General features: G+C 70.3%; 16 protein-coding genes, 2 tRNA genes and 4 pseudogenes. 13 read left to right on the top strand and 9 right to left on the bottom strand.

Going from position 1 to position 16,919, the window contains the following annotated elements; translation table 11 throughout:
* Positions 1-5 precede the first annotated feature (5 nt).
* Positions 6-1,298 carry a sensor domain-containing phosphodiesterase gene (locus BMZ18_RS01705; RefSeq protein WP_068365455.1) on the bottom strand — a complete coding sequence of 431 codons (1,293 nt, stop codon included), beginning with the start codon at positions 1,296-1,298 and terminating at the stop codon, positions 6-8.
* Positions 1,295-2,179: a universal stress protein gene (locus BMZ18_RS01700; protein WP_068365454.1), complete on the bottom strand. Its 885-nt coding sequence runs from the start codon at positions 2,177-2,179 to the stop codon at positions 1,295-1,297. The genes BMZ18_RS01705 and BMZ18_RS01700 overlap by 4 nt, the downstream gene beginning before the upstream one ends.
* 276 nt (positions 2,180-2,455) lie before the next feature.
* On the opposite strand from BMZ18_RS01700, the gene BMZ18_RS01695 reads away from it, so the two are divergent.
* A complete protein-coding gene (locus BMZ18_RS01695) occupies positions 2,456-2,890 on the top strand; it encodes an STAS domain-containing protein (protein WP_068100086.1) in 435 nt (144 codons plus the stop codon).
* A gap of 87 nt (positions 2,891-2,977) precedes the next feature.
* Here BMZ18_RS01695 and BMZ18_RS01690 read toward each other — a convergent pair.
* Positions 2,978-3,051: transfer RNA gene (locus tag BMZ18_RS01690), tRNA-Gly, on the bottom strand.
* Between the two features lie 188 nt (positions 3,052-3,239).
* Here BMZ18_RS01690 and BMZ18_RS01685 point away from each other — a divergent pair.
* From BMZ18_RS01685 to clpX, 5 genes are all read left to right on the top strand, one after another.
* Positions 3,240-3,313 (top strand) — tRNA-Pro (locus BMZ18_RS01685).
* Between the two features lie 57 nt (positions 3,314-3,370).
* Complete coding sequence (gene tig / locus BMZ18_RS01680) at positions 3,371-4,750, top strand: trigger factor (protein ID WP_068362337.1); 1,380 nt, start codon at positions 3,371-3,373, stop codon at positions 4,748-4,750.
* A gap of 204 nt (positions 4,751-4,954) precedes the next feature.
* Positions 4,955-5,572 (top strand): ATP-dependent Clp protease proteolytic subunit, encoded by a 618-nt coding sequence (locus BMZ18_RS01675; protein WP_280141905.1) that lies wholly within the window; start codon positions 4,955-4,957, stop codon positions 5,570-5,572.
* A gap of 67 nt (positions 5,573-5,639) precedes the next feature.
* Positions 5,640-6,311, top strand: coding sequence for an ATP-dependent Clp protease proteolytic subunit (locus BMZ18_RS01670; RefSeq protein WP_068100088.1), 672 nt, complete (start codon positions 5,640-5,642; stop codon positions 6,309-6,311).
* A gap of 141 nt (positions 6,312-6,452) precedes the next feature.
* Positions 6,453-7,733, top strand: coding sequence for an ATP-dependent Clp protease ATP-binding subunit ClpX (gene clpX / locus BMZ18_RS01665; protein WP_068100090.1), 1,281 nt, complete (start codon positions 6,453-6,455; stop codon positions 7,731-7,733).
* 85 nt (positions 7,734-7,818) lie between these two features.
* Here the strand turns inward: clpX and BMZ18_RS01660 are convergent.
* Positions 7,819-7,902: pseudogene (locus BMZ18_RS01660) on the bottom strand (muconolactone Delta-isomerase family protein); the annotation flags it as partial.
* A pseudogene (locus BMZ18_RS01655) lies at positions 7,902-8,294 on the bottom strand (MFS transporter); the annotation flags it as partial. The pseudogenes BMZ18_RS01660 and BMZ18_RS01655, both read right to left, overlap by 1 nt.
* Here BMZ18_RS01655 and BMZ18_RS01650 point away from each other — a divergent pair.
* Both BMZ18_RS01650 and BMZ18_RS01645 read left to right on the top strand, forming a co-directional pair.
* A pseudogene (locus BMZ18_RS01650) lies at positions 8,247-8,570 on the top strand (LysR family substrate-binding domain-containing protein); the annotation flags it as partial. The pseudogenes BMZ18_RS01655 and BMZ18_RS01650 sit on opposite strands and share 48 nt — an antisense overlap.
* 76 nt (positions 8,571-8,646) lie before the next feature.
* Positions 8,647-9,618 (top strand): annotated as a pseudogene (locus BMZ18_RS01645) (MFS transporter); the annotation flags it as partial.
* On the opposite strand, the gene BMZ18_RS01640 reads toward BMZ18_RS01645, so the two are convergent.
* Genes BMZ18_RS01640 through pcaD form a run of 3 tightly spaced genes read right to left on the bottom strand, consistent with a single transcriptional unit; the run spans position 9,585 to position 12,401 of the window.
* A complete protein-coding gene (locus BMZ18_RS01640; RefSeq protein ID WP_068362328.1) occupies positions 9,585-10,793 on the bottom strand; it encodes an acetyl-CoA C-acetyltransferase in 1,209 nt (402 codons plus the stop codon). The pseudogene BMZ18_RS01645 and the gene BMZ18_RS01640 overlap by 34 nt on opposite strands.
* Positions 10,794-10,809: 16 nt before the next feature.
* A complete protein-coding gene (locus tag BMZ18_RS01635; protein ID WP_068100109.1) occupies positions 10,810-11,604 on the bottom strand; it encodes an IclR family transcriptional regulator domain-containing protein in 795 nt (264 codons plus the stop codon).
* On the bottom strand, positions 11,601-12,401 hold the full coding sequence (gene pcaD, locus BMZ18_RS01630) for a 3-oxoadipate enol-lactonase (RefSeq protein WP_068362326.1): 801 nt from the start codon (positions 12,399-12,401) through the stop codon (positions 11,601-11,603). The genes BMZ18_RS01635 and pcaD overlap by 4 nt, the downstream gene beginning before the upstream one ends.
* Before the next feature lie 92 nt (positions 12,402-12,493).
* On the opposite strand from pcaD, the gene BMZ18_RS01625 reads away from it, so the two are divergent.
* From BMZ18_RS01625 to BMZ18_RS01610, 5 genes are all read left to right on the top strand, one after another.
* On the top strand, positions 12,494-13,240 hold the full coding sequence (locus BMZ18_RS01625; protein WP_068362333.1) for a CoA transferase subunit A: 747 nt from the start codon (positions 12,494-12,496) through the stop codon (positions 13,238-13,240).
* Positions 13,237-13,869, top strand: coding sequence for a CoA transferase subunit B (locus BMZ18_RS01620; RefSeq protein WP_068100113.1), 633 nt, complete (start codon positions 13,237-13,239; stop codon positions 13,867-13,869). The genes BMZ18_RS01625 and BMZ18_RS01620 overlap by 4 nt, the downstream gene beginning before the upstream one ends.
* 139 nt (positions 13,870-14,008) lie before the next feature.
* Positions 14,009-14,338, top strand: a complete 330-nt coding sequence (locus tag BMZ18_RS01615) for a hypothetical protein (protein ID WP_068362323.1) — start codon at positions 14,009-14,011, stop codon at positions 14,336-14,338.
* Positions 14,335-14,505 carry a hypothetical protein gene (locus BMZ18_RS19555; RefSeq protein WP_156511608.1) on the top strand — a complete coding sequence of 57 codons (171 nt, stop codon included), beginning with the start codon at positions 14,335-14,337 and terminating at the stop codon, positions 14,503-14,505. Before BMZ18_RS01615 ends, BMZ18_RS19555 begins: the two co-directional genes overlap by 4 nt.
* 69 nt (positions 14,506-14,574) lie before the next feature.
* A complete protein-coding gene (locus BMZ18_RS01610; RefSeq protein WP_371828473.1) occupies positions 14,575-15,957 on the top strand; it encodes an amino acid permease in 1,383 nt (460 codons plus the stop codon).
* Here BMZ18_RS01610 and fdhD read toward each other — a convergent pair.
* A complete protein-coding gene (gene fdhD, locus BMZ18_RS01605; RefSeq protein ID WP_068362318.1) occupies positions 15,917-16,777 on the bottom strand; it encodes a formate dehydrogenase accessory sulfurtransferase FdhD in 861 nt (286 codons plus the stop codon). The two genes, BMZ18_RS01610 and fdhD, sit on opposite strands and share 41 nt — an antisense overlap.
* Positions 16,778-16,919 lie beyond the last annotated feature (142 nt).

Raw genomic sequence — 16,919 nt, 5'->3', positions numbered from 1 at the left:
CGCGACTACCCGTTCACCGGGGGTCCGAACATCGGAGCGGCGGCGGATGTTCGGTCGAGCAGGTACGTCGCGGCATCGAGCACCACGCCGCGGTCGTAGGTGAGGCGGTAGTCGAAGCCGGGTTCCGGGCCGTCGTGGACCACGCGGGCCAGCATCCCGGCCGTGAGGTGCGGACTCACGACGATCAGCGTGTACTCGGCCGCGATCGGGTCGTCGGGCGCAACGTCCATGGTTCGCAGGTTGGGCAGGGTCGGCAGCGCGGCGCGGTGCGCGTCGCGCCCGAACACGGCGACCAGAGCGCCGGACGTGCCGACTCCTCGGGCTGCGTCGATCGCCTCGGTGTCGAGTGGGAAGGCGTAGGGGATGGTCGTGAGCACGACCGTCGACGGGCCGTTGGCCAGTGCCTGTCGCTCCAGGCGGCGCGACAGTGAGACGACGAGTTCGCCGTCCGCCCGCTGCAACGGTCCGGACGCCGCGCCGACGGCGAACGGTGTGGCCTGCGGCCGACGACGTGCGGTGATGCCGACGGCGGTGCCGACGGGGGCGGTGTCGGCCGTCGTGTCGAGCGTGGCGACCGACCGGGTCGGCTCGGGAGCCCGCCGAGGCAGCGGCGCCGGCTCGCCGAACAGGTAGCCCTGGCCCAGGCCCGCACCCAGATCGAGGGCCAGCCTCAGGTGCTGTTCGGTCTCGATACCCTCCGCGAGGACGCGCGCCCCGGTCCGCCCCGATTCCGCGGCCACGGCGGAGACGACCGACGCGGTGTCGTCCGCGGCTCGGGCTTGCGTGAACGACATGTCGAGCTTGATGACGTCCGGCTCGAGGAAGGGGAGCAGCGCCAACGACGCGGTGTCGGCGCCGACGTCGTCGACCGCGATCATCCATCCGCGGCCGCGGGTGCGATCGACCGCCCGGAGCAGGGCGGCGGGGTCGACGAGCAGATCGCGTTCGGTGATCTCCACGACGACGGACAGCTGCTCCGCACGCTGCAGCAGGTCCACGGCATCGGGGGGCACGAATCCGTCGGTGACCCCGGGCTCGATGTTGACGAAGAGCACCTGACCCGGCGGCAACGGTGCCGAGAGCGCGCCGCGCAGTGCGCTGACCCGGCACAGCCAGTCGATCTCGCGCAGGCGGCCCGCGGCCCGTGCCGCCGCGAACAGTTCCTCCGGCCGCTCGAACGGGGAGCCCGCCGGACCGCGGGCGAGGGCCTCGACGCCGACCATCGCCCGCGTCGTCAGATCCACCACCGGCTGATAGAGGGAGCGGACCTCGACGACGTCCGGCAGAGCCGGCGTCACCTGGTCTCGTCTCCGGCCGGGACGACCACCACCGGAACCTCGACCGAATGCAGGACCGCGCGCGACGTCGAGCCGAGCAGGAGGGACCGGAACCCGCCGCGGCCGCGACGTCCGACGACGACCGTCGAGGCGGACGCCGACCGGGCGACGAGTTCGCGGACCGGTCGATCGCGCACCACCACGCGCTCGACGTCGACGGTCGGAAATTCCTCGGACCACCCCGCGAGCGACTCGGCCAGGGCGGCCTGCTCACCCTCCTCCGTGCGAGACCAGGCGTCGGGCTCGAGATGCCGGTCGACGTCGCTCCAGGCATGCACGGCGACGAGCCGCTCGCCGCGTGCCGCGGCCGTCGTGAACGCGAGACGCAGGGCGGGCATGCTGTTGGCCGTCCCGTCGACGCCGACGACGACGGGCCCGGTGGCCCGGGCCGTTCCGTCCGGGACGACGGCGACGGCGCAGCGCGCGTGGGTGGCGACCGCCGTGCTGACCGACCCGGACAGGCCCCCGGTGAACTCGCCCAGTCCGCGGGTGCCCACGACCACGAGCCACGCCGTCTCGGACCGGTCGACCAGGACTCCGGCCGGTGTGCCGTGGTCCGACTCGACGTCGATGCGGACTCGGGCATCGCCGAGCCGGTCCGTTGCGACGCGTCGGGCCCGGCCCAGGAGGGCGTCCGCGGTGGACCCCGGCGGACTGTCGACGGTCGCGGTCACGTGGACCCCCGAGGCCACCGCGGTGAGGAGAATCAGGTCCAGTCCCTGTCGCCCCGCCACGTCGGCGGCCCAGGACACGGCGTCCTCCGCGTCGGCCGAACCGTCCACCCCCACCACCACCGGTCCGCGACGACTCGTACTCGCGCTGCCCGGTCCTGTGTCCGCCATGAGGACAGTGTCGTCGGCGATCGACCGGGCCGCGGCGAAACGCGCTGATTGCAAACGCAACGTAGTTATCGATAAGCGACGTCATCGTTACCGTATCGAGACCCTGAGATCGCTGCCTCGTCATGTCCACGGTCGAATCTGAAGACACAGCCGCCGGACGGGGCGAACCTCTCGCCGACACCGACGACTCCATACCGCACTCGGTGCAGACCAGCGCCGCGCACGGATTCGACACCGGTCCCTGACCGGGATGCACGACGACAGGGGAGCCACACCATGAGCGCACTCGAGACCTTCGCCTACGACATCGCCTCCACCGACCGTGCCGACGGCGCCGTCGCGCGACCCGCGGACCTCACCGTCGTCGATCACGATCGCGACGGGGTGGCGGTCCTCTCCATCGGCGGCGAGATCGACCTCGGCACCACCCCGGAACTGCGCGAGATCCTGGTTCGCCTCGCCGCGCGGCGGGAGGACGCCGTCGTCCTCGATCTCTCCGACGTGACGTTCCTCGGGTCTGCCGGAGCCGTCCTGCTCCTCGATGCGGCGTCGGCCGTCGCCGCCCGGCCGATGGCACTGGTCGCGACCCACCCGGCCGTGCGACGCCCGCTCGATCTGTTGGGGGTCTGCTCGCCCATCACGGTGTACGGCGACCTGGACGAGGCCGTCGCGTCGTTCGCGGACGACGACGTGCTCTCCGAGGTGGGCTGACCCTCCCTGTCGAACCCCGGCACGACGCAACACGGCCCCGAACTCCGCGGAGTTCGGGGCCGTGTCCGTTCGTCGACGTCTTCTGTCTGGAGCGGGCGACGGGAATCGAACCCGCGTAATCAGTTTGGAAGACTGAGGCTCTACCATTGAGCTACGCCCGCATGCCGACGGCGAGTCCGGGATCGCCGGCCCGTCGCCTGCGAGGAGACTGTACCGAACCCGGCGCGGGAATCGTAAATCGGCCCGGCGTCGACCGAGCGTGCGTGGTCACCGTAGGATCGACCGCGCGAGGACGGGGTCCGACGCGTGCCGTGTCCGGGCGCGACGTACCTGCGCCCCTGCACATGAACGGGATGTGGCGCAGCTTGGTAGCGCATCCGCTTTGGGAGCGGAGGGTCGCAGGTTCGAATCCTGTCATCCCGACCCCGACCGGGCTCGGGCCCGTGAACACCCGACGAACCACACGAAGGAGCCATGTCCGTGAAGAGCACCGTCGAGCAGCTCAGCCCGACGCGAGTCCGTATCAACGTTGAGGTGCCCTTCGAGGAGCTCAAGCCTGATTTCGATCGCGCCTACAAGACGCTCGCCCAGCAGATCCGTCTGCCCGGATTCCGTCCGGGCAAGGCACCCGCCAAGCTGCTCGAGGCCCGCGTCGGTCGTGCGAACGTGCTGAACCAGGTGGTGAACGACGCGCTTCCCGGCAAGTACAACGATGCGCTGAACGCCACCGAGCTCAAGCCGCTCGGCCAGCCGGACATCGAGATCACCAAGCTCGAGGACGGCGAGGAGATCGCATTCACCGCGGAGGTCGACGTCCGTCCCGAGATCACGCTGCCCGACTTCTCGTCGCTGGCCGTGACCGTCGATCCGGTCGAGATCACCGACGAGGCCGTCGACGAGCAGCTGCTCTCGCTGCGTCAGCGTTTCGGCACCCTCACCGGCGTCGAGCGTCCCGCACAGACCGGCGATTTCGTCTCCATCGACCTGTCCGCGACGGTCGACGGTGAGAACGTCGAGGAGGCGTCCACCGAGGGTCTCTCGCACGAGGTCGGCTCGGGCCAGCTCATCGAGGGCCTCGACGACGCCATCGTCGGCCTGTCGGTCGGCGAGTCGAAGGAATTCGGCACCACGCTGCTCGCCGGCGAGCACGCCGGCCGCGAGGCCGTCGTGACCGTGACCGTCAAGTCGGTCAAGGAGCGCGAGCTGCCGGAGCCGGACGACGAGTTCGCGCAGCTGGCCAGCCAGTTCGACACCTTCGACGAGCTCCTTGCCGATCTGCGCGAGCGCGTCGGTCGCGTCAAGAAGGTCGAGCAGGCCGGGCAGATCCGGGACAAGGTGCTCGAGGCGCTTCTCGAGCAGACCGAGGTGCCCGTGCCCGAGGCCTTCGTCAAGGCCGAGGTCGACTCCGCCCTGCACGACGCGATCCACCCGCTGGACCACGACGAGGACAAGCTCGCCGAGCAGCTCACGGCGGCCGGCTCCTCGCGCGAGGAGTTCGACGCCGAGGCCAAGGCCAACGCCGAGAAGTCGGTGAAGACGCAGCTCCTGCTCGACACCATCGCCGACGCCGAGTCGGTGCAGGTGGGTCAGGACGAGCTGACGCAGAACATCGTGTTCCAGGCGCAGCGCTACGGCATCGCGCCCGAGCAGTTCATCCAGCAGGTGCAGCAGGCCAACCAGCTGCCCGCCCTGTTCGCGGACATCCGCCGCAGCAAGGCCCTCGCCACGATCGTCGATCGCGTGCAGGTGACCGACACCGCGGGTGCGAGCGTCGACACCAAGGAACTGTTCGGCGAGCCGGACGGTGACGACAGCGGCGAGAGCAACGACGGCGGCGAGAACACGGCCGCCGAGCAGTAATAACGCTGACAGCGAACGACGGCGGTTCCGGGACTCCGGAGCCGCCGTCCTTCGTTAGTGTCGGTGTCGAGAAGGCGTGCGGCGGACGGGGGACCTCCCGCCGCCGCGTCGGACGAGACAACACCACGAGCACCATCCGAGCACCAGAAGGCAGGTAACGTGACCAGCACGAACCCGGTCGGTAAGTCCGGCCCCGCGGGATCGATCCACCAGGCCGCTCCGGTCATGACGTCCGCGACCGCCGGACTCAACCTCTCCGATTCCGTCTACGAGCGCCTGCTGCGCGAGCGCATCATCTTCCTCGGCACTCAGGTCGACGACGACATCGCCAACAAGCTCTGCGCGCAGATCCTGCTGCTCTCCGCCGAGGACCCCACCCGCGACATCGCGCTGTACATCAACTCGCCCGGTGGCTCGGTCTCCGCGGGCATGGCGATCTACGACACGATGAACTTCGCCGAGTGCGACGTCGCCACCTACGCGATGGGACTCGCGGCGTCGATGGGCCAGTTCCTGCTGACGGCGGGCACCAAGGGCAAGCGGTACGCCCTCCCGCACGCGCGCATCATGATGCACCAGCCCTCCGCCGGCATCGGCGGCAGCGCCGCGGACATCGCGATCATGGCCGAGCAGTTCGCGCTCACCAAGCGCGAGATGGCCGAGCTCATCGCGCAGCACACCGGCCAGTCGTTCGAGCAGGTCACCGAGGATTCCGACCGCGACCGGTGGTTCACGGCGCAGCAGGCTCTCGAGTACGGCATGGTCGACCACGTCATCACCCGTGCGCAGCAGGCCGGGGGCACCAGCGGAGCCGACAACTGACGCTCGGCGACACCCGTCACCCCTCCTTCGCGCCGCTCGCGGCACGTTCTCACACCTGGAGACTTCCATGACAGAACTGTTCGACCCCCGCAAGACCTTCGCGCCGGGATCCACCTCGCCCGTGGGCCCCGACTCCCGCTACATCCTGCCGTCGTTCGTGGAGCACTCGAGCTACGGCGTCAAGGAGTCCAACCCGTACAACAAGCTGTTCGAGGAGCGCATCATCTTCCTCGGCGTGCAGGTGGACGACGCCTCGGCGAACGACATCATGGCGCAGTTGCTGGTGCTCGAGGGACTCGATCCCGATCGGGACATCACGATGTACATCAACTCGCCCGGCGGTTCGTTCACCTCGCTGATGGCCATCTACGACACCATGCAGTACGTGCGGGCCGACGTGGCCACCGTCTGCCTGGGCCAGGCGGCCTCCGCCGCGGCCGTGCTGCTGGCGGCGGGTGCGCCCGGCAAGCGGGCCGCGCTGCCGAACGCTCGCGTGCTGATCCACCAGCCGTCCACCGGCGGCGTGCAGGGCCAGGTGTCCGATCTCGAGATCCAGGCCGCGGAGATCGAGCGCATGCGTCGACTCATGGAGACCACCCTGGGTCGCCATACCGGCAAGGACGCCGACGTGATCCGCAAGGACACCGACCGGGACAAGATCCTCACCGCCGAAGAGGCCAAGGACTACGGGATCATCGACACCGTGTTCGAGTACCGGAAGCTCTCGGCTCGCCGCTGACGGACACTCCGACACGTTCTCGCCACATCTCTGCCGCGCGGCGTGTGGACGGGTACGGTCGCAGGCAGAAGTTCGGCTCCCCGCCGTCGCGTCGGCGTGCGCGGGGAGCCGAATTCGAACGACAAGTGAGGATCGATTCCCATGGCACGCATCGGAGACGGTGGCGACCTGCTGAAATGCTCTTTCTGCGGGAAGAGTCAGAAGCAGGTCAAGAAGCTCATCGCCGGGCCCGGCGTCTACATCTGCGACGAGTGCATCGACCTCTGCAACGAGATCATCGAAGAGGAGCTGGCCGAGTCCAGCGAGGTCAAGCTCGACGAGCTGCCCAAGCCCGCCGAGATCCGTGACTTCCTCGAGAACTACGTCATCGGTCAGGACGCCGCGAAGCGTCGGCTCGCCGTGGCGGTCTACAACCACTACAAGCGCATCCAGGCCGGGGACAAGGCCCGTGATTCGCGGGGCGAGTCCGTCGAGTTGGCCAAGTCCAACATCCTCATGCTCGGCCCCACGGGCTGCGGCAAGACCTACCTGGCGCAGACGCTCGCGAAGATGCTCAACGTACCGTTCGCCATCGCCGACGCCACCGCGCTGACCGAGGCCGGTTACGTGGGCGAGGACGTCGAGAACATCCTGCTGAAGCTGATCCAGGCCGCGGACTACGACGTCAAGCGGGCCGAGACCGGCATCATCTACATCGACGAGGTCGACAAGATCGCGCGCAAGAGCGAGAACCCGTCGATCACTCGCGACGTCTCCGGTGAGGGTGTGCAGCAGGCGCTGCTGAAGATTCTCGAGGGCACGCAGGCGAGCGTCCCTCCGCAGGGCGGACGCAAGCACCCGCACCAGGAGTTCATCCAGATCGACACCACCAACGTGCTCTTCATCGTGGCCGGCGCGTTCGCCGGTCTCGAGAAGATCGTCTCGGACCGGGTGGGCAAGCGCGGCGTCGGTTTCGGCGCCGAGGTGCGGTCGAAGGCGGAGATCGACACGCAGGACCACTTCGCGGAGGTCATGCCGGAGGATTTGATCAAGTTCGGTCTGATCCCGGAGTTCATCGGCCGTCTGCCCGTGGTCGCGTCGGTGACCAACCTGGACAAGGACTCCCTGGTCACCATCCTGTCGGAGCCGAAGAACGCGCTGGTCAAGCAGTACACCCGCCTGTTCGAGATGGACGGGGTGGAGCTGGAGTTCACGCCGGACGCGCTCGACGCCATGGCGGAGCAGGCCATCCACCGGGGGACCGGTGCCCGCGGCCTGCGCGCCATCATGGAGGAGGTGCTCAACCCGGTGATGTTCGACATCCCGAGTCGAGACGACGTCGCCAAGGTGGTGGTGACGGCGGAGACGGTGAACGACAACGTGCTGCCGACCATCGTTCCGCGTAAGCCCGATCGTCCGGAGCGACGCAACAAGAGCGCCTGAGCTGCACACGACGCGAGCCCCCGATCCGTGCGGATCGGGGGCTCGTCTCGTTCGGGGGTGCAGCGGCCGGGCGTGGCCCGGGTGATCAGCCCGCCGCGATGTCCGACGGGTGCTGCGCCAGCGGGGTGACCGCGATGGTCATGTACGGGAACAGTGGGAGATTCCACAGAGGGCGCCCACGCCGATTCCCGTCAGGAACCGCAGGGCGCCGAACGCCCCGACGGTCGGGGCCAGTGCGGTCGCACCCATCCCCACCGAGAACCACACGATGGCGGTGAGCATGGTGCGGCGACGTCCGATGCGATCGCCGACCGCACCGGCGAGGAGCGCGCCGACCATGACCCCGATCAGGGCGTAGGACCCGAGCGCTCCCGCGGTGGCGGGGTCGATGGATCCGAGCGCCGAGGGATCGGCCAGCAGGGTGGGCAGTACTGCGCCGTAGACCACGAGGTCGTAGCCGTCGAACACGATGGCGGCCGTCGCGAGGGCGACGATCCAGAGAACACTGCGGCGGTGGCGATCGCTCGCCCAGCCGTCCGCGCGAGGCTCGGCGACCGCGATGCGCTGGTCCTCGCGCTGCCGGCGGACCACCGACTGGCGGACGAGCCGTCGCTCGAGGTCCTCGACGTCGCCCACGACGGCTTCGTGATGTACGCGGACACTCATTCCGCGGTCAACGACGTCGTCGTACGCAGTTGTCGCGCAGCCGGTTTCACCCCTCGCCGCGCGCACGAGGCACCGGACACGTCCGTACTCCTGGCTCTCGTCTCCGCCGGACTCGGCGTGGCCCTGGTCCCCGAATCGGTGCGGTCCATGAAGCTCGACGGCGTCGTCTTCCGTGACGTCACCGGCGCCGAGACCATCGACCTCGCCCTCGCCTTCCACCGCGACGCTCCCGCCGCGGTCCATTCCCTTGGTGGCGACCGTGGGCGCCATGATCGCGGAATTCGCGCCGGCCGATCGCCGAAACCTGTTCAACGCCATCGTCTACAGCGGTATCCCGGCCGGTGGCGTGCTGGCGTCCCTCGCGGCGATCGTCGCCGAGGACGCCATCGGGTGGCGGGGGCTGTTCTGGCTCGGTGCTCTACCGATGGTGACGTTGCTGCCGCTGGCGATCGTGCGCATGCCCGAGTCGCCCCGGTGGTTGCTGGCCCGCGGCCGCGTTGCCGAGGCGCGCGCCGTCTGCGCGTCGACCGGAATCCCCCTGCCCGAGGCCGAGGTGTCCGCGCCCGGCGATCGGGTCGGCTTCGCCGCCCTGGCCCGCCGTCCGCTCCGACGCCCGACGCTCCTCCTCGGGTCGATGAGCTTCTGCGGACTGCTGCTCACCTACGGCCTGAACACCTGGCTGCCGCAGATCATGTCGGAGGCGGGCTACGACGCGAAGGGCTCGCTGTCCTTCCTGCTGGTCCTCAACGGCGGCGCCATCGTCGGCGGTCTGATCGCGTCGCGGGTGGCCGACCGCACCGGCCCGCAGCGCGTGGTCGCGGCGACGTTCTGTCTGGCCGCCCTGGCTCTGGTGGTGCTGACGTCCGGTGCGCCACTGGGCATTCTGTTGGTCGCGGTGGCGGGTGCCGGAATCGGTGCCATCGGCACGCAGGTGCTGATCTACGGCTTCGTCTCCGGCTACTACCCGACGTCGTCCCGGGCCGCCGGAGTGGCGTGGTGCGCCGGATTCGGCCGTCTGGGCGGTATCGGTGGTCCGCTCGTCGGCGGACTGCTGCTCGGTGCGGGCGTGACGTCGGCAACGGCGTTCCACCTCTTCGCCGGTGTCGCCCTGGTGGGCGCCGCGGTCACCCTGACGGTGCCGCGGCGCACGACGGGACCGGTGGACCCGGTCCCGTCGTCTGCCGGTCAGACGCGTTCGAACACCGCGGCGAGGCCCTGACCGCCGCCGATGCACATGGTCTCGAGGCCGTAGCGGGCGTCGGTGCGGACCATCTCCCGCGCCAGGGTGGTGAGGATGCGGGCTCCGGTGGCGCCGACGGGGTGTCCGAGGGAGATGCCGGACCCGTGGCGGTTGAGCCGCGGGTCGTCGGCGGCGATCTCCCACTCGCGCAGGACGGCGAGCACCTGCGCGGCGAACGCTTCGTTGAGTTCGATCACGTCCATCTCCGCGAGGGTCAAGCCGAGGCGGCCGAGGACGGCGGCGGTGGCCGAGACCGGTCCGATGCCCATGGTGGCGGGGGCGATGCCGGTCACCGCCCACCCGGCCAGGCGCACCATCGGGGTCAGCCCGAGGGCGGCGGCCTTCTCGGGGGTGGTGACCACGCAGAGCGCGGCGCCGTCGTTCTGGCCGCTGGCGTTGCCGGCGGTGACCGTCGACTCGGGGTCGATCGCGCTGCGGAGGGGGCGCAGGCGGGCGAGGGACTCGGGTGTGGTGTCGGCGCGGGGGTGCTCGTCGCGGTCGATGACGACGTCGTCGCCGCGGCGCCCGGGGACGGTGACGGGGACGATCTCCTCGGCGAAGACCCCGTTGTTCTGGGCGGCGACGGCGCGGTGGTGCGACTGCACCGCGAGCGCATCCTGGTCGGCGCGGGTGATGCCGTACTGCGCGCGCAGGTTCTCGGCGGTCTCGATCATCCCGCCGGGGACGGGGTATGCGGCGCCGCCGGCGGTGACGCGGGCGCGGGCGAGTCGGTCGTGGAGGGTGAGGGCGTCGCCGCGGACCCCCCACCGCATCCCGGTGGAGTAGAACTCGGTCTGCGACATCGATTCCACCCCACCGGCGAGCACGAGCTCGCTCGCGCCGGACTGCACCTGCATGGCGGCGTCGAGCACCGCCTGCAGGCCGGAGCCGCAGCGGCGGTCCACCTGGCGGCCGGGGACGCCGATGCCGAGGCCGGCGTCGAGGGCCGCGACGCGGCCGATCGCGGGGGCTTCGCCGTTGGGCGAGCCCTGGCCGAGGATCACGTCGTCGACGTCGGTGCCGGACAGGCCGGTGCGGGTGAGGATCTCGGCGACGACGGTGGTGGCGAGGGTGGGGGCGGACACGTCCTTCAACGTTCCGCCGAAGCGGCCCACGGGGGTGCGCAGCGGGGTGCAGACGACGGCGTCGGGCATGAGGTCCTCCGGGTGGTCAGGGCTGGGTGGTCACGCCGACTCGGGTGAGATCGGCGTCGATGGCGGCCGCGGTGCGGCGCAGGGCCGGGACGAGCACGGAGTGCAGGTCCTCGTCGGTGTAGCGGGCGGCGGGGGTGCTGATGTTGAGGGCGGCGACGACGGCGCCGTCGGGCCCGTGAACGGGGGCGGCGAGCGATCGCAGGCCGACTTCGAGTTCCTGATCGACCACGACGACGCCGTCGGACCGCGCCGCCAGAATGCGGTCCCGCAGCGAGTCCGGCGTGACCGCGGTGCGGCCCGTCAGATCGGTGAAGTCGGTCCGCGCGAGGTAGGCGTCGAGTTCGTCGTCGGGCAGCGCGGCGAGCAGGACGCGACCCATCGACGTGGCGTAGGCCGGGAAGCGGGTTCCGATGGTGATCGCGACGGTCATGATGCGCCGCACCGGAACTCGCGCGACGTACACCACGTCGTCGCCGTCGAGCACCGACACCGAGGACGATTCGCCGACCTCGGTCGAGAGTGCCTCGAGGTGGGGCTGCGCGATCTCGGGGAGGCCGAGGGCCGAGAGGTAGGAGTACCCGAGCTCGAGCACGGCGGGGGTCAGGGCGAACGTGGTCCCGTCGGTGCGCACGTAGCCGAGCTCGACCAGGGTGAGCAGGAACCGTCGGGCCGTCGGGCGGCTCAGATCGGTGGCCCGGGCGACGTCGGCGAGGGTGCGGCGCGGATGCGCGGCGTCGAAGCACCGGACGACGGCCAGACCCCGCGCGAGGGACTGAACGTGATCGGGGGACGTGGTGCGCTCGTCGCTCACGAGTGCGCGAGAACGTGGTCGCGGACGAGGGCGGACACCTCGGGGGCACGCTCGACGGCCGCGAGATGCGCTGCGGGGGAGAGGACCTCGAGACGCGCCCCCGGAACGCCGTCGGCGATCACCGACAGGGACGACGGTGGTGTCGCGGGATCGCGGTCGCCGGCGATCGCCACCGTGGGAGCGGAGATCGAGCCGAGCAGAGTCCGAGAGTCGAAGCGCGACAGGGCTTCGCAGCACACGGCGTACCCCTCGTCCGGCACCGCGGACACCATGGCGACGGACCGGTCGACGACGTCGGGATGCGCGGCGGCGAACTCGGCGGTGAACCAGCGCTCGACGATGGAGTCGGCGATCGACGCGACGCCGTCGCGGCGCACGGTGTCGGCGCGCGTCGTCCACGCGTCGGGCTCGCCGAAGCGGGCGGCGGAGCAGATCACGGCGAGGGACGCGATCCGTTCCGGATGCTGCGCGGCGAGGGTCTGCGCGACGGCGCCGCCGAGGGACAGGCCGACCACGTGTACGCGACCCAGTCCGAGGCCGTCGAGCAGGGCCGTCACGTCCGCGGCGAGATCGTCGACCGTCACGTCGCCGGATCCCCGGGTGTCGGTGACCGTGTCGGTGATCGGGCTGCCGCCGTGACCGCGGACGTCGACCGTGAGCACCGACGCGACGTCGGCGAGCGCGGCGACCTGCGCGTTCCACATGGAGCGGTCCGAGCCGAGCGAGCCCAGGAAGACGACCGTGGGCGCGTCGGGCCTCGGGGCCGGGGAGAGGTCGTGGGCGAGCGGGACGGTCATCGGGCGCTCCTCGGGGGGTCGGCGGTTGCGATTGTGTCCGCATCGCGGACTGTTGTCCGACAAGCGTACACCGCGCTAGAGTGACGGTCATGATGAACAAGGTGGTGGCGTCGGCACCCGACGCAGTCGCGGACATCCCGAACGGGGCGTCGATCGCGGTCGGAGGCTTCGGGCTCGTCGGTGTGCCGAACGCACTCATCGCCGCGGTGCTCGAGCAGGGCGCGACCGACCTCGAGACGGTCAGCAACAACTGCGGTACCGACGGCACGGGCCTCGGCATCCTGCTCGAGGCCGGGCGGATCCGGCGCACGATCAGCTCGTACGTGGGGTCCAACAAGGAGTTCGCGCGCCAGTACCTCGCCGGCGAACTCGAGGTGGAACTCACCCCGCAGGGAACACTGGCCGAGCGTCTGCGCGCCGGCGGCGCGGGCATCCCCGCCTTCTTCACCCCGGCGGGCGTCGGCACGCAGGTCGCCGACGGCGGGCTGCCCCAGCGCTACGACGCCGACGGCGGGGTGGCGCTCGCGTCGCAGCCGAAGGAGACCCGCGAGTTCGACGGCGTCACGTACGTGATGGAACGCGGCATCGTCGCCGACTTCGCGCTGGTCCACGCATGGAAGGGCGACCGGATGGGCAACCTGGTCTACCGCGCCAGCGCGCGGAACTTCAACCCGCCGGCCGCCGAGTCGGGCCGCATCACCATCGCGCAGGTCGAACATCTCGTCGAGCCCGGTGAGCTGCGCCCCGAGGACATCCACACCCCCGGCATCCACGTCCAGCGCGTGGTCCCCGTGGGGCCGGTCACCACAGGAATCGAACGACGGACGGTGCGCTCATGACACTCACGCGCGACGAGATGGCGGCCCGCGTCGCCGCCGAACTCGAGGACGGCCAGTACGTCAACCTCGGCATCGGCATGCCCACGCTGGTTCCCGGTCACATTCCCGACGACGTGACGGTGGTCCTGCATTCGGAGAACGGCGTGCTGGGAGTGGGGCCGTACCCGCTCGAGGACGACGTCGACCCGGAGCTGGTCAACGCCGGCAAGGAGACCATCACGGTGCTGCCCGGCGCGTCGTTCTTCGACTCCGCGCAGTCCTTCGGCATGATCCGCGGCGGCGCCGTGGACGTGGCGGTGCTCGGCGCGATGCAGGTCGACGCGCAGGGCAACCTGGCCAACTGGATGATTCCCGGCTCGATGGTCAAGGGCATGGGCGGCGCGATGGATCTGGTCCACGGCGCCCGGCGGGTGATCGTCATGATGGACCACGTCTCCAAGAACGGCAGTCCGAAGATCATGCGGCAGTGCACACTTCCGCTCACCGGCGCGGCCTGCGTTCAGCGCATCGTCACCGACCTTGCCGTGATCGACGTGACGCCCGAGGGGCTGGTGCTGGTCGAGACCGCGCCCGACGTCACGGTCGACGAGGTCCGCGCCGCCACCGAGGCCGACCTGATCGTGCGCTGACCCTGCCCCGCCGTTCCCGCGCTGCGTGTTCGTTCGCACCGTTAGCGCGGGAGGGGACGTGTCGGACGGAGCCGCTACGGTCCGGATCCGTGGTCGAGCCGCGGACCGACTCGCCTCTTCGCCGAAAGGACGTCACCGTATGACCGCTCAGGCATGGGTAACCCTGATCGTGGGCGTTCTTGCCGTCTGCGGTGTCGCCTTCACCGTTGTGCAGCGGACTCGTGCCGACAACCGTGCGCAATCGTGGCAACGCATCACCTGGTGCCTCGACCGCACCGTCAGCGACAACGACGACGAAGCCGCCTTGGGATGGACGGTGTTCGGCACCGTGGCGACGACTCCGTTCATCGCCGCCACCGATCGCCGCACTCTGCAGACGATCGCGCAGCACGCCGCCGGCGACGATCTGGCGGAACGGGACGAAGACAGGGATACTGGAAGCGACACCGAGACGGAGGGCCTCCGATGACCACCACCGAACGTCGGCCCGTTCGCCGCGGCCGCTCGATGAAGGTTCGGGCCGCGGCCGCCGAAGCATCGATCAAGTTGCTCGAGTACGACAAGGAACCTGTGCCGCAGTGGCTTCGTGACGTGGCCGCCGGGAAACCGACCACGGTGCCGCGCGACCCGGCCTGACCCGAAACCCGGGCCGCACGACCCGACCCAGGCGCAGGTCACATCCCGATCGGCGCTAGCGTTCGGACCATCATGAGCGCGCTCGAACCCACCTCACTCTCCACCGGACTCAAGGTCCGCCATCTGACGATGATGGGCCTCGGGTCCGCCATCGGTGCGGGACTCTTCCTCGGTACCGGCGCGGGCATCGTCGCCGCGGGTCCGGCGGTGCTGTTGTCCTACGCGCTGGCCGGCCTGCTGGTCGTTCTCGTCATGCGGATGCTGGGGGAGATGGCGGCGGCGTCCCCGTCGTCGGGATCGTTCTCCACGTACGCCGAGATGGCGTTCGGCCGCACCGCGGGCTTCGCGATCGGCTGGCTCTACTGGTTCACCCTCATCATGGTGATGGGTGCGGAGATGACCGGCGCCGCCGCGTTCATGGGCCGCTGGTTCGGCGTCGACCCCTGGATCCCGGCGTTGATCGCGATGGTGTTCTTCGCCGCGGTCAACCTGGCCCGCGTCGCCAACTTCGGCGAGTTCGAGTTCTGGTTCGCCGCGGTCAAGATCGCCGTGATCGTCGGCTTCCTGGTCATCGGTGGGTTGCTCGTCTTCGGCCTGCTGCCGTCGTCGGACCCGGTCGGCTGGACCAACTTCACCGGGCTCGGCGGATTCGCCCCGAACGGCGTCTCAGGCATCGCCGCCGGCTTGCTGGTGGTGGCCTTCGCGTTCGGCGGGATCGAGATCGTCACCATCGCCGCGGCCGAATCCGACGATCCTGCTCTGTCGGTGGGTCGTGCGGTGCGCAGCGTCGTCTGGCGGATCAGCGTCTTCTACCTCGGCTCGATCCTCGTCATCACCCTGCTCCTGCCCTGGAACTCCCTCGGGCCGGCCGAATCCGCCGCGCAGAGTCCGTTCGCTCTGGTCCTGGAGCAGGCGAACCTGCCGGGGGTGGTCGGGTTCATGGAGGCGGTGATCGTCCTGGCCCTCCTCAGCGCGTTCAACGCGCAGATCTACGCGACCAGCCGCATGATGTTCTCGCTCGCCGACCGCGGCGACGGCCCGCGCGTGCTCGCGCGGGTCACGTCGGCCGGAGTTCCCCGTGCGGCGCTCCTGGTGTCGGTGTTCTTCGGCTTCGTCGCGGTCGCCCTGAACTACCTCGACCTCGACGGGCTGCTGACATTCCTGCTCAACGCGGTGGGCGCGTCGCTCCTCGCCATCTGGGCGATGACCGCGGCGGCCCAGCTGAAGCTCCGGCGTCGGCTCGAGGCCGCCGGGCCCCTGCCCGTCCGCATGTGGGGCTTCCCCTACCTGAGCTGGTTCGCCTTGGTTTTGCTGGCCGGTCTGACCGTGCTGATGCTGACCGACCCCGGCGCCCGGCAGCAGGTTCTCGCGATGGCGATCGTGGTCGCCGGGCTCGCGGTGGTCGGTGCCGTCACCGCGCGGCGCTCCGAGCGGGTGCAGCCGGCTCGGTGACCGCGATCCGGTGCGGGTGGCTGTAGACGTTCATCCCGTCACCGCGCAGGAACCCCACCACGGTCAGACCCGTCTCCTCGGCCAGATCGACCGCGAGCGACGACGGCGCCGACACCGCGGCCAGCACGGGGATCCCGGCCATCACGGCCTTCTGCGCCAGCTCGAACGACGCGCGGCCGCTCACCATGAGGACGGTCCCGGTCAGGGGGACCCGACCCTCGGACACCGCCCACCCCACGACCTTGTCGACGGCGTTGTGTCGGCCGACGTCCTCCCGCGCGACGAGCAGTCGGCCGTCGGCGTCGAACAGTGCGGCGGCATGCAGCCCGCCGGTGGTGGAGAACAAACGCTGGTGGTCGCGCAGCGTGTCCGGCAGTGACGACAGAACTTCGGTGTCCACCGTCACCGGGTCCCCGGCCGGGGCGTGACGGGACGTCAGGCGTACCGCGTCGAGCGACGCCTTGCCGCACACGCCGCACGACGACGTCGTGTAGAAGTTCCGTTCCACGCCCGGATCCGGCGCCGGGACGCCCTCCGCGAGAGCGATGTCGAGCACGTTGTAGGTGTTGCGACCCTCGTCGTCCACCCCGTCGCAGTACCGCGCGACGGCGACGTCCTCGCGGCCGGCGATGACGCCTTCCGTCAGCAGGAACCCGTGGGCGAGCTCCACGTCGTGCCCCGGTGTACGCATGGTGACCGCGAGAGCCCGACCGGCGACGCGGATCTCGAGCGGTTCCTCGACGACCAGCGTGTCCGGTCTCGACGAGTGGTGCGGACCCCGGATACGGAGTACCGGACGACGGACCGACGCGCGGCCCATCAGAGCCGTCCGGACGATCGGTGAGGGCGGGGGGTGGCGCTGGGCATGACTCCATAGTGGACCCGCGTCCGTCGTGACGGCCACGCACGTCCGCCACCTCGCGTCGCGGATGTCGAGCGACGCAAGTTAGCCTAACCTGCCT

Source organism: Rhodococcoides kroppenstedtii, from assembly GCF_900111805.1.
GTDB classification, from domain to species: Bacteria; Actinomycetota; Actinomycetes; order Mycobacteriales; family Mycobacteriaceae; genus Rhodococcoides; species Rhodococcoides kroppenstedtii.
This window is presented reverse-complemented; position numbering and strand designations above follow the sequence as displayed.

Bases quoted from the DNA above. Each gene is read 5' to 3' on its own strand.
- BMZ18_RS01615 (WP_068362323.1), top strand. From the start codon at position 14,009: ATGACCGCTCAGGCATGGGTAACCCTGATCGTGGGCGTTCTTGCCGTC.
- BMZ18_RS01695 (WP_068100086.1), top strand. From the start codon at position 2,456: ATGAGCGCACTCGAGACCTTCGCCTACGACATCGCCTCCACCGACCGT.
- BMZ18_RS01700 (WP_068365454.1), bottom strand. From the start codon at position 2,179: ATGGCGGACACAGGACCGGGCAGCGCGAGTACGAGTCGTCGCGGACCG.
- BMZ18_RS01640 (WP_068362328.1), bottom strand. From the start codon at position 10,793: ATGCCCGACGCCGTCGTCTGCACCCCGCTGCGCACCCCCGTGGGCCGC.
- BMZ18_RS01670 (WP_068100088.1), top strand. From the start codon at position 5,640: ATGACAGAACTGTTCGACCCCCGCAAGACCTTCGCGCCGGGATCCACC.
- BMZ18_RS19555 (WP_156511608.1), top strand. From the start codon at position 14,335: ATGACCACCACCGAACGTCGGCCCGTTCGCCGCGGCCGCTCGATGAAG.
- fdhD (WP_068362318.1), bottom strand. From the start codon at position 16,777: ATGGGCCGCGCGTCGGTCCGTCGTCCGGTACTCCGTATCCGGGGTCCG.
- pcaD (WP_068362326.1), bottom strand. From the start codon at position 12,401: ATGACCGTCCCGCTCGCCCACGACCTCTCCCCGGCCCCGAGGCCCGAC.
- clpX (WP_068100090.1), top strand. From the start codon at position 6,453: ATGGCACGCATCGGAGACGGTGGCGACCTGCTGAAATGCTCTTTCTGC.
- BMZ18_RS01620 (WP_068100113.1), top strand. From the start codon at position 13,237: ATGACACTCACGCGCGACGAGATGGCGGCCCGCGTCGCCGCCGAACTC.
- BMZ18_RS01625 (WP_068362333.1), top strand. From the start codon at position 12,494: ATGAACAAGGTGGTGGCGTCGGCACCCGACGCAGTCGCGGACATCCCG.